This window comes from Pseudomonas fluorescens, assembly GCF_001307275.1.
In the GTDB taxonomy this organism is placed as follows: Bacteria; Pseudomonadota; Gammaproteobacteria; order Pseudomonadales; family Pseudomonadaceae; genus Aquipseudomonas; species Aquipseudomonas fluorescens_AA.
The window spans coordinates 2488458-2502494 of the sequence record NZ_CP012831.1; the positions used below are offsets into that span (position 1 = coordinate 2488458).

18 protein-coding genes are annotated in these 14037 nt (G+C 61.0%); 10 read left to right on the forward strand and 8 right to left on the reverse strand.

Annotation, left to right across the window (positions count from 1 at the left end):
• Positions 1-103 precede the first annotated feature (103 nt).
• Both AO356_RS10945 and AO356_RS10950 read left to right on the forward strand, forming a co-directional pair.
• Positions 104-319, forward strand: coding sequence for a dodecin (locus AO356_RS10945; RefSeq protein WP_003177209.1), 216 nt, complete (start codon positions 104-106; stop codon positions 317-319).
• Between the two features lie 116 nt (positions 320-435).
• A complete protein-coding gene (locus tag AO356_RS10950) occupies positions 436-657 on the forward strand; it encodes a DUF1161 domain-containing protein (protein ID WP_060739795.1) in 222 nt (73 codons plus the stop codon).
• A 54-nt stretch (positions 658-711) separates the two neighbouring features.
• On the opposite strand, the gene AO356_RS10955 is transcribed toward AO356_RS10950, so the two are convergent.
• Positions 712-1713, reverse strand: a complete 1002-nt coding sequence (locus tag AO356_RS10955) for an LLM class flavin-dependent oxidoreductase (RefSeq protein ID WP_060739796.1) — start codon at positions 1711-1713, stop codon at positions 712-714.
• Between the two features lie 238 nt (positions 1714-1951).
• Between AO356_RS10955 and AO356_RS10960 the strand changes: the two genes are divergently transcribed.
• Entirely contained in the window at positions 1952-2383 is a 432-nt protein-coding gene (locus AO356_RS10960) for an OsmC family protein (RefSeq protein WP_060739797.1), read from the forward strand.
• 146 nt (positions 2384-2529) lie between these two features.
• Positions 2530-2763, forward strand: coding sequence for a DUF1161 domain-containing protein (locus AO356_RS10965; RefSeq protein ID WP_060739798.1), 234 nt, complete (start codon positions 2530-2532; stop codon positions 2761-2763).
• 6 nt (positions 2764-2769) lie between these two features.
• Here AO356_RS10965 and AO356_RS10970 read toward each other — a convergent pair whose 3' ends face one another.
• Both AO356_RS10970 and AO356_RS10975 read right to left on the reverse strand, forming a co-directional pair.
• Positions 2770-3195 carry a hypothetical protein gene (locus AO356_RS10970; protein WP_060739799.1) on the reverse strand — a complete coding sequence of 142 codons (426 nt, stop codon included), beginning with the start codon at positions 3193-3195 and terminating at the stop codon, positions 2770-2772.
• A gap of 40 nt (positions 3196-3235) precedes the next feature.
• Positions 3236-3649 (reverse strand): hypothetical protein, encoded by a 414-nt coding sequence (locus tag AO356_RS10975; protein WP_060739800.1) that lies wholly within the window; start codon positions 3647-3649, stop codon positions 3236-3238.
• A gap of 57 nt (positions 3650-3706) precedes the next feature.
• Between AO356_RS10975 and AO356_RS10980 the strand changes: the two genes are divergently transcribed.
• Complete coding sequence (locus AO356_RS10980) at positions 3707-4798, forward strand: aminopeptidase (protein ID WP_060739801.1); 1092 nt, start codon at positions 3707-3709, stop codon at positions 4796-4798.
• 277 nt (positions 4799-5075) lie between these two features.
• Here AO356_RS10980 and AO356_RS10985 read toward each other — a convergent pair whose 3' ends face one another.
• The 3 genes from AO356_RS10985 to AO356_RS10995 all read right to left on the reverse strand — a co-directional run bounded on the left by AO356_RS10985 (position 5076) and on the right by AO356_RS10995 (position 6883).
• On the reverse strand, positions 5076-5351 hold the full coding sequence (locus AO356_RS10985; protein WP_060739802.1) for an HU family DNA-binding protein: 276 nt from the start codon (positions 5349-5351) through the stop codon (positions 5076-5078).
• A gap of 191 nt (positions 5352-5542) precedes the next feature.
• On the reverse strand, positions 5543-6691 hold the full coding sequence (locus AO356_RS10990; RefSeq protein ID WP_060739803.1) for an NAD(P)/FAD-dependent oxidoreductase: 1149 nt from the start codon (positions 6689-6691) through the stop codon (positions 5543-5545).
• A gap of 24 nt (positions 6692-6715) precedes the next feature.
• Entirely contained in the window at positions 6716-6883 is a 168-nt protein-coding gene (locus tag AO356_RS10995) for a rubredoxin (RefSeq protein ID WP_003177199.1), read from the reverse strand.
• Between the two features lie 176 nt (positions 6884-7059).
• Here AO356_RS10995 and AO356_RS11000 point away from each other — a divergent pair, with 176 nt between their 5' ends.
• Together AO356_RS11000 and ubiA are read left to right on the forward strand one after the other, a co-directional pair.
• Positions 7060-7623, forward strand: a complete 564-nt coding sequence (locus AO356_RS11000) for a chorismate--pyruvate lyase family protein (protein ID WP_060743098.1) — start codon at positions 7060-7062, stop codon at positions 7621-7623.
• Positions 7623-8513, forward strand: coding sequence for a 4-hydroxybenzoate octaprenyltransferase (gene ubiA, locus AO356_RS11005; RefSeq protein ID WP_060739804.1), 891 nt, complete (start codon positions 7623-7625; stop codon positions 8511-8513). Before AO356_RS11000 ends, ubiA begins: the two co-directional genes overlap by 1 nt.
• Positions 8514-8665: 152 nt before the next feature.
• Here ubiA and AO356_RS11010 read toward each other — a convergent pair whose 3' ends face one another.
• Positions 8666-9046 carry a hypothetical protein gene (locus tag AO356_RS11010; protein WP_060739805.1) on the reverse strand — a complete coding sequence of 127 codons (381 nt, stop codon included), beginning with the start codon at positions 9044-9046 and terminating at the stop codon, positions 8666-8668.
• A gap of 152 nt (positions 9047-9198) precedes the next feature.
• Between AO356_RS11010 and phoB the strand changes: the two genes are divergently transcribed.
• The 3 genes from phoB to AO356_RS11025 all read left to right on the forward strand — a co-directional run bounded on the left by phoB (position 9199) and on the right by AO356_RS11025 (position 12709).
• Complete coding sequence (gene phoB, locus AO356_RS11015) at positions 9199-9888, forward strand: phosphate regulon transcriptional regulator PhoB (RefSeq protein WP_003177195.1); 690 nt, start codon at positions 9199-9201, stop codon at positions 9886-9888.
• 80 nt (positions 9889-9968) lie between these two features.
• On the forward strand, positions 9969-11255 hold the full coding sequence (phoR, locus tag AO356_RS11020) for a phosphate regulon sensor histidine kinase PhoR (RefSeq protein WP_219734551.1): 1287 nt from the start codon (positions 9969-9971) through the stop codon (positions 11253-11255).
• Between the two features lie 113 nt (positions 11256-11368).
• Positions 11369-12709: a hemolysin family protein gene (locus AO356_RS11025; RefSeq protein WP_014335895.1), complete on the forward strand. Its 1341-nt coding sequence runs from the start codon at positions 11369-11371 to the stop codon at positions 12707-12709.
• 270 nt (positions 12710-12979) lie between these two features.
• On the opposite strand, the gene AO356_RS11030 is transcribed toward AO356_RS11025, so the two are convergent.
• Positions 12980-13876 (reverse strand): peptidoglycan DD-metalloendopeptidase family protein, encoded by an 897-nt coding sequence (locus tag AO356_RS11030; RefSeq protein ID WP_060739807.1) that lies wholly within the window; start codon positions 13874-13876, stop codon positions 12980-12982.
• Positions 13877-14037: the final 161 nt, after the last annotated feature.

Below are 14037 nucleotides of genomic sequence, written 5' to 3' on the forward strand. Positions count from 1 at the left end.
GTTTCTGAAAGTGCAGTAAATCTGAACTTCAGCGCGCGAACGACGACACACGTAAGGCGAAAAATCGCTGCTAGGCTGTTAAACACAACCAAGGAGAATCCCCATGAGTGATCACCACACTTACAAAAAAGTCGAGCTGGTCGGCTCGTCTCCCACCAGCATTGAAGACGCCATCAACAATGCCTTGGCCGAGGCCAGCAAAAGCCTCAAGCATCTGGAATGGTTCGAAGTCACGGAAACCCGCGGCCACATCGAAAATGGCCGGGCCGCGCACTTTCAAGTGACCATCAAAGTCGGGTTCCGGATAGCCAATAGCTGAGGTTCTTTTGAACTTGCACGCTGGCGGAGTGCCATAGGGAGTGGCGATGCGCTATGGTCTGCGCATGACGTTTTTCCAATACCTGCCCTATTTGATCCGACCAAGGAGTGCGAGCGATGAAAAAGTTGATGGTGGCCCTGGGTTTGCTGAGCCTTGCCGGTGGTGCGTTTGCGGCCGGTAAGCCCTGCGAAGAGCTGAAAAGCGAGATCGCAGCGAAGCTGGACGCCAAGGGCGTGTCAGGTTATTCGCTGGAAATCGTCGATAAAGGCACAGCGACTGACGGAAAAGTCGTCGGCAAATGTGAGGGCGGTGCGAAAGAAATCATCTATAAAAAATGATTCTTTTCGAACATCAAAGCCGACGCATCGCGTCGGCTTTTTCATGGGCGTCATTCAGCCTTTCATGACCTGCGCCAGCAACTCGTAGGAGTGCAAGCGATCGGCGTGTTCGTACAGGTCACTGGTGAAAATCAGCTCATCGGCCTGGGTTTGCTCGATCAATACCTGCAGCTTGGCGCGAATCTTCTGCGGACTGCCGACCATGGCCAGGCCCAGGAAATCGCCAACCGCCTCTTTCTCATGGGGCAGCCAGAGACCGTTCATGGTTTCCACCGGCGGACGCTGCACCAGGCTCTGGCCACGCATCAGCGCCAGGATCCGCTGATACACCGACGTCGCCAAGTAGTCGGCCTGTTCATCGGTATCCGCCGCGACCAGCGGCACGCCGAGCATCACATAAGGCTTGTCGAGCACCGCTGACGGTTTGAAGTGGTTACGGTAGATGCGAATCGCCTCGTGCATGAAGCGTGGTGCGAAATGGGAGGCGAATGCGTAGGGCAAACCGCGCTCACCGGCCAATTGCGCACTGAACAGGCTCGAACCCAGCAGCCATACCGGCACGTTGGTCCCGGTGCCGGGCATGGCGATGATGCGTTGATCCGGGGTGCGCGGGCCGAGATAGCGCATCAGCTCGGCCACGTCCTCGGGGAAATCGTCCGCACTGCCGGAACGCTCGCGACGCAGCGCCCGCGCGGTCATCTGGTCGGATCCTGGCGCACGTCCCAGGCCCAAATCGATTCGACCCGGGTAGAGGCTCTCCAGCGTGCCGAACTGCTCGGCAATGATCAACGGCGCATGATTGGGCAGCATGACGCCCCCGGAGCCGACGCGAATGGTCGAAGTGCCCCCCGCCAGATAGCCCAGCAGCACTGCCGTCGCCGAACTGGCGATACCGTCCATGTTGTGGTGTTCGGCCACCCAGAAGCGGGTATAGCCGTACTTTTCCACGTGCTGCGCCAGATCCAGCGAGTTGCGCAAGGACTGGGCGGCATTGCCATCGGCGCGGACAGGCACCAGGTCGAGGGTTGAGAATTTCACGTCGGACAGCTGTTTCATGGGCCGGGATCTCCAACGGCGTTCCGGGCTTTTCCTACGGGCAAAAGCCTGCCGTTTCTATAGGTGTGTTCCATGCAATGTGGGCATATACCCGAGTTTCAATAGCAGCGACGAAATTTCCTACTAAATTCGTCGGCTAATCGACAGGGTGAACTTTTACAGGCGGTCTATCCTCACAACCCAGACAGCTAAAAAACACACAGGCGCGGCTTTCGCGCCGACTCTTCAGGAGGCAGACATGGCTATCATCAAGAAAGCATCGGCTCATTGGGAAGGTGACCTGAAAACCGGTATCGGCTCCATCTCCACGGAAACCGGTGTGTTGCGCGAAGCGCCGTATGGCTTCAAGGCACGATTCGAAGGCGGCAAAGGGACCAACCCCGAGGAGTTGATCGGCGCGGCCCATGCTGGCTGCTTTTCCATGGCCTTTTCGATGATCCTCGGCGATGCCGGGCTCAAGGCCGACAGCATCGACACCAACGCCGAAGTGACCCTGGACCAGGTCGAGGGCGGTTTTGCGATCACGGCGGTCAAGCTGGTGCTCAAGGCGAAAATCCCCGGTGCCAGCCAGGCGCAATTCGATGAGCTGAGCAAGAAGGCCAAGGAAGGGTGTCCGGTTTCCAAGGTGCTGAACGCCAACATCACCCTGGATGCGACGCTGGTGAGCTGACGCATGCAAGGATCGCAGCCTTTGCAGCGTTGGCGAAGGCTGCGTTTTTTGAATGCGGTCGAGCTGTTTACCCTGGCGCAATTATGGTCGAATGAAGCCGCAGTTTCAGCGCACAGGCAGTGCGCGCTGCCATGAGGAATTCGAACATGAAACGATCAGCCCTGGTGGTCATCGGCTGCGCATTCGCGACATCAGCCCTTGCCGCCCCCAAATCCTGTGAAGAGCTGAAAGCGGAAATCGAAGCGAAGATCCAGGCCAATAACGTATCGTCCTACACGCTGGAAATCGTCACGAATGACGAAGTCCACGACCAGAACATGGTGGTGGGCACTTGCGAAAACGGCACGAAGAAAATCATTTACCAGAAGAACGACCGCTAGGGCGTCCTACGGAACACAGTTGACTTGTCGCTCTTCGGCCACGATTTGACGCTTGGCATCATAGAGCCGGGCGCTGGGTGTGAATGCCAGGTTGCGAGCCTCCAGCCGATAGCGTTGGCCGGCCTCGAAATGGTCGTAACGCACGAGCATGTAGCACAGCCGTTCTTGCGGTTCGGCTTGCATGCCCAGGCCACCGCCACTGAACACTTCGAAGTCGAAGCGCACTTTCAATTCGTGGCTGCCCGGCGAAACCTGAAAGATCCGTCCGTCTCGCAATCGCTGGCCGTCCAGGCTTTCAGCCATCAGCATTTTTCCGCCCGGCATGGGGGTCGCGAAATCAACCCACGCCATGTTCGGGTCGACCTGGGGCAGCGGGCTCGTTGCACAACCGCTCATGGAGACCAGGGCCAGTAACAGCAAGGATAAGCGCATCGTGAGTTTCCTTAAAACCGGACACTGAGCATAGCGCCAATCACGTTTGTTGGCAGCCCGCCGGCGTACCTTGCCCCACCACTTTGCGCTGCTGATCGTACAGCTTGGCCCACGGTCGGAAACCAATGCTGCCGGCCTGCAGCTGGTAACGTTGGCCGGCGTTGAAGTCCTTGAATTTCAGGTTCAACCGGCAATCGCGCCACAGCGGCTCGGCATCCGGGCCGATGTTGCCGGGCTCGACGGCAAATTGATAACGCACCGTCAGCTCATGGCTGCCGGGTTGCACTTCGAAATAACGCCGGTCAATGGACATCTTGTCATCGACTTCCAGCGCTTGTAGCGCGGTGTCCTGCTGGTTCCCCAGGTCGATCCACGCCTGGGAGGGATCAGGATCAGGCAAACCGGCGCAACCGGTCAGCAGCAACAGGCCACTCGTCAGCATCAACACGCGCATAGCGAAGCTCCAGGCAAGCGAGATAGTCTGTGGGCAGACTTCCCAGGGTGATTCCAATTGATCAGGCCGCGTTCAAGCCATCGGTTACTCGACCGTGTTTTCCAGATTTTGTTTCCAGGCCTCCTGCTTTTGTTACTGAACGGTTGCAGTAGCGTCGGTTACTACAGCCAGCTCGTCGGCGGACAGCTGCGGTTGTTGCAAGCCCGAGAGCCTATCGACCAAGTCATCGCCGACCCCGCTCGCGATCCCCAACTCAAGGCGCACCTGGCCCAGGCGCGCGAGGCACGGACGTTTGCCAGCGATCACCTGCATTTACCGGACAATCGAAGCTATCGCCTGTATGCGGATATAGGCCGGCCATTCGTCGTCTGGAATGTCTTTGCCACGCCAGAATTTTCCCTGGCGCCGCAGAATCATTGTTTCCCCATTGCCGGTTGCGTGGCTTATCGCGGTTATTACAGCCAGGGCGCCGCCCGTGGCGAGGCCGCGTTGCAGCGCTTGCAGGGCATGGACGTGGCAATTGGCGGTGTGGAGGCCTATTCGACGCTGGGCTGGTTCAACGATCCGATCCTGAGCTCGATGATGCACTGGGGCGACGAACGCCTGGCGACGCTGATCTTTCATGAACTGGCGCACCAGCGGTTTTATGTAAAGGACGACACCGAATTCAATGAGTCCTTCGCCACCTTCGTTGAACAGGAAGGCACCCGGCAATGGCGTGCCAGTCGTGGGTTGGCGCCGGATAACGGCAAGCAGGTGCGCCAGCGCGACCAGTTCATCCAACTGGTCCTCGACACCCGCCAGCGCCTGGAAACCCTCTACGCCCAGCCCCTGACAGCCGAACAGATGCGCCAACGCAAAGCTGAGGAGTTCGAGCGCCTGCGTGCGGACTATGTGCAAATGCGCGACACCCAGTGGGCGGGCGACAAACGCTATGACGCCTGGGTCTACGCGCCACTGAACAATGCGCGACTATTGCCGTTCGGGCTGTATGACCAGTGGGTGCCGGCATTTGCGGCGCTGTTCAGGCGCGAGGGCGGTGATTGGGTTGCCTTTTATGCTGCGGTGGAAAAGCTGGGCGAATTGCCGATCGAAGCGCGCAAGGCGGCCTTGAAGGTATTGGCGCAGCCGAAGACTTCCGCTGACTAGGCGGACGTCATCGCGAGCAAGCTCGCTCCCACACTTGTTCGTCGTTATGCATGCCATCAGGCTTGACGCCGTTCCTACGTGGGAGCGAGCTTGCTCGCGATGACGACAGTACCGACACCATTGAAGCAAGCTGACTCACCGCTATCGCGAGCAAGCTCGCTCCCACATTGGATGCCTGGCTACAGCCAGCAACCCCGCACAAAAAAGGGCATACCGACTCATCGATATGCCCTTTTGATTGCCGCTTTCTTCCCCCCGGCCGAGGTACTCGTAGCGATTATGGGTTGACGCTTTCTTTCAAGGACTTGCCTGGTTTGAAGGCAACGGTGTTGCTGGCCTTGATCTTCACCGGCTCACCGGTCTGTGGGTTTTTGCCAGTGCGGGCGCCGCGGTGGCGTTGCAGGAAAGTGCCGAAGCCCACCAGGGTAACGCTGTCCTTGCGGTGCAGGGCGCCGGTGATTTCTTCCAGGACGGCGTTGAGGACGCGGTTGGCTTGTTCTTTGGTGAGGTCTGCTTTTTCCGCGATAGCGGCGGCGAGTTCTGGTTTACGCATGAATGAAGCCCCTTTGACGGTTTTTTTGTTGTTATGTCCGTGCTGCTCTCTTTGGAACAGCCCCTAAGGCGCCGCAGGCTCTACTCTGCGGCAGACGGAAGTGAGGATGGCACGGTGCCGAAAACGGCGCCAGTGTCCGGGCGACCTTTGTGGGACCAAAAGTAGGGTTTTTGCGACAGAACGACCAGTATTTACGCCAGCAGGGCTGGAAGCTCCTTGTTCAGCGCCAGTTTCTCCATCACCGCCGTGCCTGTCAGGGCATAACCCAACAGGTTGCCTTGAGCGTCGCGGCACAGCGCCTTGATGTCCGCCCCCTGCCCCTCGACGCTCCACACGCCCTCGCGGCCTCGCGGTGGCGGCGACACCACCAAGGGGCACACCGGGGTTTTTACGGTAATCGGCATGGGGCCGTAGCTGACGGCAGTCGGGTTGCCGGCCAGGGTTTGGGCCAGGGCCCTGGCGCAACTCATCAGCGGCATGACATACAGCAGGTTCAAGCCGTCGACCTCGGCGCAGTCGCCCAGGGCGTAGATATTGGCGTGAGAGGTCTTCAGGTGACGGTCGACCACGACACCACGGTTGACCACCAGGCCGGCCGCGGCTGCCAGGTCGATACGGGGACGCAGGCCGATGGCCGAGACCACCAGGTCGCAGGCAATCACCTGGCCGTCGGACAGATGCGCCTCCAGACCGTCGGCGACCTTCTGCAAGCGGTTGAGCACAGGGCCCAAGTGGAAGCGCGCACCGAGGCTTTCCAGCCCGGCCTGGACCGCTGCCGCGGCGGCCGGGTGCAGCAGCGTCGGCATGACTTGCTCGCACGGCGCCACCAGTTGTACTTCGTAGCCACCCAGGCTCAGGTCGTTGGCGAACTCGCAGCCAATCAGGCCGGCACCCAGCAACAACACCCGACGCTTGCCGGCCGCCGCGGCCCTGAAGCGTGCGTAGTCTTCCAGGTCGTTGATGGGGAAGATCAGGTCCGCGCCATCGCCCTGTACCGGCACGCGCACGGTTTCGGCGCCCCAGGCCAGGATCAGGTCGCGGTAGTTCACCGCCTCTTCGCCGATCCATAGCCGTTTGTGGCCCGGATCGATGCCGCTGATGCGGGTATGGGTGCGCACTTCGGCCTTGAGTTGCTCGGCCATGGCCCCCGGCTCGGCCATGCTCAGGCCGTCGGCGTCTTTGTTCTTGCCAAAGCCTGTGGAGAGCATCGGCTTGGAATACGAGCGACCGTCGTCCGCAGTGATCAGCAGCAACGGGGTTTCGCTGTCGAGCTTGCGAAACTCCCGGGCCAGGTTATAACCGGCCAGGCCTGTACCGACGATGACGACAGGTGCGCTCATGTTGCTCTCCATTTGATGAAACGATCAGTTGATTTCGATCATTTCGAAATCCATTTTGCCGACGCCGCAGTCCGGGCACAGCCAGTCTGCCGGTACATCCTCCCAGCGGGTGCCGGGCGCGATGCCATCGTCAGGCCAGCCGTCAGCTTCGTTGTAGATCAGGCCGCAGACGATACATTGCCACTTCTTCATTCCAATACTTCCTCAAGATGTCAGGCCTTGGCCGGTATTTTCCGGCTCAGGGCCGTTTTGTACTGATCGGTTGCGACAGATGCAAGCACGATCAGCAGGGCAGCCGGCCGGGCCCGTCAAAACCCGCGACCGACATGGTAAGCTCGCGGCCTCATTTGCTGCCATTCAAGACCTCTGTGCCGCATACAAATTCGATATTTCCTACACTCCAATGGCTGCCCCAGCACCTGCTGTCGCCCCGCCCCGATGCGGGTGTGCTCGATTGGCTGTTCGACGAAGGCTCCCTGACCCGGCGCCTCACGCGCCTGTCGGACGGCCATTTCAGCGTGACGCCGCTGTTCGAAGGCTGGCAGCCGTTACGCGCCGACGAATGTGCCGCCCTGGACCTGGCCGAGGGCAGCGAGGGCTGGGTACGCGAAGTGTATCTGCGCGGCCGCGACCAGCCTTGGGTGTTCGCCCGCAGTGTGGCGGCGCGCAGCGCCTTGCAGGGTGACGGGTTGCAGATGGACGAACTGGGCAGCCGCTCCCTGGGCGAATTGCTGTTTTGCGACCAGGCGTTCCAGCGCCGGGCCATCGAGGTTTGCCATTACCCCGAGGCCGGGTTGCCGGAAGACGTCCGCGCCAGCGGGCTGTGGGGTCGCCGTTCACGTTTCGATCGCGGTGCGTTGAGCGTGCTGGTGGCGGAAATCTTCCTGCCACGCTTGTGGACCGTCGCCCGCGCCTATTCGGAGAATTTCTGATGTACGTGCAACTGCTCAAATCCTTGAATCGCCTGAATCCACGGGCGTGGGACTTCGTGCAACTGACCCGTATGGACAAGCCCATCGGCATCTACCTGCTGCTGTGGCCGACGCTGTGGGCGTTGTGGATTGCCGGTGAAGGCTCGCCGTCCATCGCCAACGTGGTGATTTTCGTCCTCGGCGTGGTGCTGACCCGCGCCGGCGGCTGTGTGATCAATGACTGGGCCGACCGCAAGGTCGACGGCCACGTCAAACGCACCGAGCAGCGCCCGCTGGTGAGCGGCAAGATCAGTTCGAAAGAAGCGCTGGTGTTCTTCGCCGTGCTGATGAGCGTGAGCTTCCTGCTGGTGCTGTGCACCAATGCACCGACCATCCTGTTGTCCCTCGGGGGCCTGGCGCTGGCGTTCAGCTACCCGTTCATGAAGCGCTATACCTACTACCCGCAAGTGGTGCTGGGCGCGGCATTCTCCTGGGGCATGCCGATGGCGTTCACTGCCGAAACCGGACATCTGCCGGCGGCCGCGTGGTTGCTGTACATCGCCAACCTGCTGTGGACGGTGGGCTACGACACCTATTACGCCATGACCGACCGGGACGATGACCTGCGCATCGGCGTGAAGTCCACGGCGATCCTGTTTGGCGATGCCGATCGGGTGATCATCCTGACGCTGCAAGGCCTGGCCTTGGCTTGCCTGCTGCTGGCCGGATCGAAATTCCAGCTGGGCGGCTGGTTCCACCTGGGGCTGGTGGCCGCTGCCGCATGCTTCGCCTGGGAATTCTGGTACACCCGTGGCAGGGACCGGATGCGTTGCTTCCAGGCGTTCCTGCACAACCACTGGGCCGGGTTGGCGATTTTCGTGGGGATTGTGCTGGATTACGCGTTGCGCTGAGACCGCCGGTCCAACACTGAACCTTGGGTCATGAAAGGCTTTGTGGCGAGGGAGCTTGCTCCCGCTCGGTTGCGCAGCGACCGCAAGATTTTGGGACTGCTTCGCAGCCCAGCGGGAGCAAGCTCCCTCGCCACAAAAGCGTTTCGGGGTGGTCAGTCGGGCTTGGCGATATGCCAAACGCCGCCTTTCCCATCACCTTTCTTGTCGCCCGCCTTCTCGTCGTCGGCATAGGTGTACAGCGGATCGCCATCATAGGCCCATTGCGAAGCTCCATCGTCACGGGTGATAACGGTCCATTCTCCCGAAGGAGTGGCGGTACTTTCAGCCTTAAGCGGCGGCCACTTGACCGCGCATTCGCCATTACACGCAGACTTGCCATCCTTGTCCTTGTCAAATGTGTACAGCGTCATGCCTTTGTGATCGGTGAACATGCCGTCTTTTTCCATCGCCGGTTCAGCCGCGAACGCCCAGGTCGGCAGCGCCAGTGCAGCCGTGACCGCCAGAACCTTGATGGATTGGGTGAAGTAAGTCATGGAAACCTTCTTTTGTGGTTGTCAGGATTCGGACTGAAAAGCTTAGTCCAGGATCCCCCTTGCTGCCGGGCCAGGAAATAACTGTCACACGACTGCAATAATTCCGTTATCTAATGCGGCGCAAGACAGTTAAATGACAAGAGGATTACCCCATGGTTGGCAGGAGCATTCTGATCGTCGACGACGAGGCACCCATCCGCGAGATGATCGCCGTTGCGTTGGAGATGGCCGGCTATGACTGCATGGAAGCAGAAAACTCTCAACAGGCCCACGCCATCATCGTCGACCGCAAGCCCGACCTGATCCTGCTGGACTGGATGCTTCCCGGCACGTCAGGTATCGAACTGGCGCGACGCCTCAAGCGCGACGAGCTGACCGGGGATATCCCGATCATCATGCTCACCGCCAAGGGCGAAGAGGACAACAAGATCCAGGGCCTGGAAGTCGGCGCCGACGACTACATCACCAAGCCGTTTTCCCCACGGGAACTGGTAGCGCGCCTGAAAGCCGTGCTGCGCCGCGCCGGGCCGACCGATGGCGAAGCGCCGATTGAAGTCGGTGGCCTGCTGCTCGACCCGATCAGCCACCGCGTGACCATCGACGGCAAACCCGCCGAGATGGGGCCGACCGAATACCGCCTGCTGCAATTCTTCATGACTCACCAGGAACGTGCCTACACCCGCGGCCAATTGTTGGATCAGGTCTGGGGCGGCAACGTCTACGTCGAGGAACGCACCGTGGACGTGCACATCCGGCGCTTGCGCAAGGCCCTCGGCGATGCTTATGAAAATCTGGTACAAACCGTGCGCGGCACCGGTTATCGTTTTTCGACCAAGGCCTGATCCGAGCCCTTACCGCCCGACAAGCTGACAAGGACGCGCGTCACGTGAATCAAAACTGGCATGGCACCCTGATTCGCCACATGTTGTTGCTGGTGACCGGTTGTTTGCTGATCGGCCTGATCAGCGGTTATTACGGCTGGAGCCTGGCTGCCGGGCTGGGGCTTTACCTGGCCTGGACCCTCAAGCAATTGCTGCGCCTGCATGAATGGCTGCGCCTGCACCAACCCGACGAAGCCCCGCCCGACGGCTATGGCCTGTGGGGTGAGGTGTTCGACAGCATCTACCACCTGCAACGGCGCGACCAGCGCGTTCGCGGCCGCCTGCAGGCGGTGATCGACCGGGTCCAGGAGTCCACCGCCGCGCTGAAAGACGCGGTGATCATGCTCGACAGCGACGGCAACCTGGAGTGGTGGAACCGCGCCGCCGAGACCCTGTTGGGCCTCAAGACGCCCCAGGACAGCGGCCAGCCGGTGACCAACCTGGTGCGTCATCCGCGCTTCAAGGAATATTTCGAGCAAGCCAACTACGCCGAGCCGCTGGAAATCCCTTCGCCCACCAACGATCGGTTGCGCATCCAGTTGTACATCACCCGCTACGGCAACAACGAGCACCTGATGCTGGTGCGCGATGTCACGCGGATCCATCAGCTGGAACAGATGCGCAAGGATTTCATCGCCAACGTATCCCATGAACTGCGTACGCCATTGACGGTGATCTGCGGTTACCTGGAAACCCTGCTCGACAACGTCGAGGAGGTGAACCCGCGCTGGACCCGGGCCTTGCAGCAGATGCACCAGCAAAGCGGGCGCATGCAGACCCTGCTCAACGACTTGTTGCTGCTGGCGAAGCTCGAAGCCACCGACTACCCGTCGGACAACCAGCCAGTGCCCATCGACGACCTGCTGCAAACCATTGCCGAAGATGCGCAGGAACTGTCCGGCCCCAAGCAGCAGACCATTACCCTGGAAGCCGACCCGGCCGTGCAGCTCAAAGGCAGCGAGGCGGAACTGCGCAGTGCGTTTTCCAACCTGGTGTTCAACGCGGTCAAGTACACACCGGAGCAAGGTCGGATCCATGTGCGCTGGTGGGGCGATGAGCAAGGCGCGCACCTGAGCGTGCGCGATTCGGGCATCGGTATCGACAGCAAGCACCTGCCGCGCCTGACCGAACGCTTCTACCGCGTCGACTCCAGCCGCAACTCCAACACGGGGGGCACCGGGCTGGGCCTGGCCATCGTCAAACACGTCCTGCTGCGCCATCGTGCCCGCATGGAAATCAGCAGCGTACCCGGCCATGGCAGCACCTTTACCTGCCATTTCGCCCCGGCCCAGGTGGTTCGCGCACGCCTCGCCCGCCCCGCTGATTGAGCACGCCCCCTAGGCAATCGCCGAGTCAGCCGCTACATTGACTGGCTTGCGCCTGCCTTTTCGGGCGCCCATTTCCAATTCCTACGACTATTCGGAACCCGCAAAACCCCATCATGGACCCTTCCCCTGGCTTGTCCCTCGTTACACTCTTCGCCGAATTCGGCATGATTCTTTTCGCTCTGATCCTGGTTTTGCTCAACGGCTTTTTCGTTGCGGCCGAATTCGCCATGGTCAAGCTGCGCTCGACCCGGGTCGAAGCCATTGCCGAGCAGAACGGCTGGCGCGGGCACATCCTGCGCACCGTCCACAGCCAGCTCGACGCTTACCTGTCGGCATGCCAACTGGGTATCACCCTGGCGTCCCTGGGACTGGGCTGGGTCGGCGAGCCGGCGTTCGCCCACATCCTCGAACCGTTGCTGGGCGCGGTCGGAGTACAGTCGCCAGAAGTGATCAAGGGCGTGTCGTTCTTCACCGCATTCTTCATCATTTCGTACCTGCACATCGTGGTCGGTGAACTGGCGCCCAAATCCTGGGCCATCCGCAAACCCGAGCTGCTGTCGCTGTGGACCGCCGTGCCGCTGTACCTGTTCTACTGGGCCATGTACCCGGCGATCTACCTGCTCAACGCCAGCGCCAACGCCATCTTGCGCATCGCCGGCCAAGGCGAGCCCGGGCCCCATCACGAACACCATTACAGCCGCGAAGAACTGAAACTGATCCTGCACTCCAGCCGTGGCCAGGACCCGAGCGACCAGGGCATGCGCGTGCTGGCCTCGGCCGTGGAGATGGGCGAGCTGGAGGTGGTGGACTGGGCCAACTCCCGGGAAGACCTGGTGACACTGGAATTCAACGCGCCGCTCAAGGAAATCCTGGCGATGTTCCGTCGCCACAAGTTCAGCCGTTATCCGGTGTACGACAGCGAGCGCCAGGAGTTCGTCGGCCTGCTGCACATCAAGGACCTGCTGCTGGAACTGGCGGCCCTGGATCACATTCCCGAGTCGTTCAACCTGGCCGAACTGACCCGGCCGCTGGAGCGAGTGTCGCGGCACATGCCGCTGTCGCAGTTGCTGGAGCAGTTCCGCAAGGGCGGCTCGCACTTCGCCTTGGTCGAGGAAGCCGACGGCAATATCATCGGCTACCTGACCATGGAAGACGTGTTGGAAGTGCTGGTGGGCGACATCCAGGACGAACACCGCAAGGCCGAACGCGGCATCCTGGCCTACCAGCCGGGCAAGCTGCTGGTACGCGGCGACACACCACTGTTCAAGGTCGAGCGCCTGCTGGGGATCGACCTGGACCACATCGAAGCCGAAACCCTGGCCGGCCTGGTCTATGAAACCCTCAAGCGCGTGCCAGAAGAGGAAGAAGTGCTGGAAGTCGAAGGCCTGCGGATCATCATCAAGAAGATGAAAGGACCGAAGATCATCCTGGCGAAGGTGTTGATGCTCGATTGAGTCGTTGACAGAAGGTCGGCGGTGCTGCCTTCGCGAGCAAGCTCGCTCCCACAGGGGATCGCATTTCGGTCTGGAACAGCCAGCCTCTATGGCGAGGGAGCTTGCTCCCGCTGGGTCTGTAGGAGCTGACGAGCGAAGCGAGGCTGCGATCTTTCCACTGCCCGTTGAGTCTGGAGCGAAAGATCAAAAGATCGCAGGCTTCGCCAGCTCCTACAAAGCCGAGCGGGAGCAAGCTCCCTCGCCACAAAAGCGCCTTGGCTTGTGCAGAGGCTACTGCTTGCCCAACGCAAAGTTGGGCAAGTCGCCCACCGGCTGATTGAACTGGTAGGGAATCGACACCAACCCCAACCCGGTATTGCGCTGCACCACGAAATGCAGGTGCGGGCCTGAGCTGTTGCCGGTGTTGCCCGACAACGCCAGCGGCGTGCCCACCCCGACCCGCTGCCCTTCCCGTACGCTCACCGAGCCCTTCTGCAGGTGCAGATAGACACCCATGGTGCCGTCATCGTGCAGCACTCGCACGAAGTTGCCCGCGGGATCGTCCCCGCGGCCGGTCTGCTCGTTTTCGGTCTTGATGACCACGCCGCCCCGCGCGGCGATGATCGGCGTACCCACGGGCATGGCGATGTCCATGGCGTAGCGGTTCTTCGGGCCGTAATGGCTGTATTGGCCGTTGGCCCCCTGGCTCAACCGGAAAGGCCCGCCGCGCCAAGGCAGCGGGTACCGATAGGCCTCGGCGGCGCCTGCAGGGTCGCCCAGGGAATATTCGAACCTTGGGGTATACACCAGCGGCCTGCCGGGCCGGGTGGCCGTGAGCAGCGCCAGGCGCAGGTTGCTGCGCGCCGGCAGCACCCGACGAATCGGCCGGCTCGGCGCCCCGCTGACATTGCGCAGCCCGGCGAAACTCAACTCGATCTCCACCGGCGCGTACAGATCGTTGCGCACGAACACCGCGTCCGCGCCGTTCTGCTTCTTGATATCCAGAAACACCTGCCGCTCCAGACGTTCGACCATGCGGTCGCGGAACACGAACACCTGGGCGCCCTTGCTGGGGCGGTCGCTATAGGACACCACACCATTGGCATCGGTGGATTTGTAGATCGTCATGGCCACGGCCGAGGTGGAGGCCAGGACAAGACCACAGGCAAACAGCAGGGGCACGAGCATGGGCAAAGGTTCTGTCGAAAATGAAGGCCTGCACAGCAGCCTAGCAGCTGGGATGGACCAGCGTAGTCGACGGATGTTTCAAAATTGGATCAGCGATCGGTGTTGGATCTTATGGCCCCATCGCGAGCAAGCTCGCTCCCACACGGGATCTTCAGTATTCA

Coding starts and splice junctions, on each gene's coding strand:
- AO356_RS10945 (WP_003177209.1), top strand. CDS start 104: ATGAGTGATCACCACACTTACAAAAAAGTCGAGCTGGTCGGCTCGTCT.
- AO356_RS10950 (WP_060739795.1), top strand. CDS start 436: ATGAAAAAGTTGATGGTGGCCCTGGGTTTGCTGAGCCTTGCCGGTGGT.
- AO356_RS10955 (WP_060739796.1), bottom strand. CDS start 1,713: ATGAAACAGCTGTCCGACGTGAAATTCTCAACCCTCGACCTGGTGCCT.
- AO356_RS10960 (WP_060739797.1), top strand. CDS start 1,952: ATGGCTATCATCAAGAAAGCATCGGCTCATTGGGAAGGTGACCTGAAA.
- AO356_RS10965 (WP_060739798.1), top strand. CDS start 2,530: ATGAAACGATCAGCCCTGGTGGTCATCGGCTGCGCATTCGCGACATCA.
- AO356_RS10970 (WP_060739799.1), bottom strand. CDS start 3,195: ATGCGCTTATCCTTGCTGTTACTGGCCCTGGTCTCCATGAGCGGTTGT.
- AO356_RS10975 (WP_060739800.1), bottom strand. CDS start 3,649: ATGCGCGTGTTGATGCTGACGAGTGGCCTGTTGCTGCTGACCGGTTGC.
- AO356_RS10985 (WP_060739802.1), bottom strand. CDS start 5,351: ATGCGTAAACCAGAACTCGCCGCCGCTATCGCGGAAAAAGCAGACCTC.
- AO356_RS10990 (WP_060739803.1), bottom strand. CDS start 6,691: ATGAGCGCACCTGTCGTCATCGTCGGTACAGGCCTGGCCGGTTATAAC.
- AO356_RS10995 (WP_003177199.1), bottom strand. CDS start 6,883: ATGAAGAAGTGGCAATGTATCGTCTGCGGCCTGATCTACAACGAAGCT.
- ubiA (WP_060739804.1), top strand. CDS start 7,623: ATGTACGTGCAACTGCTCAAATCCTTGAATCGCCTGAATCCACGGGCG.
- AO356_RS11010 (WP_060739805.1), bottom strand. CDS start 9,046: ATGACTTACTTCACCCAATCCATCAAGGTTCTGGCGGTCACGGCTGCA.
- phoB (WP_003177195.1), top strand. CDS start 9,199: ATGGTTGGCAGGAGCATTCTGATCGTCGACGACGAGGCACCCATCCGC.
- phoR (WP_219734551.1), top strand. CDS start 9,969: ATGTTGTTGCTGGTGACCGGTTGTTTGCTGATCGGCCTGATCAGCGGT.
- AO356_RS11025 (WP_014335895.1), top strand. CDS start 11,369: ATGGACCCTTCCCCTGGCTTGTCCCTCGTTACACTCTTCGCCGAATTC.
- AO356_RS11030 (WP_060739807.1), bottom strand. CDS start 13,876: ATGCTCGTGCCCCTGCTGTTTGCCTGTGGTCTTGTCCTGGCCTCCACC.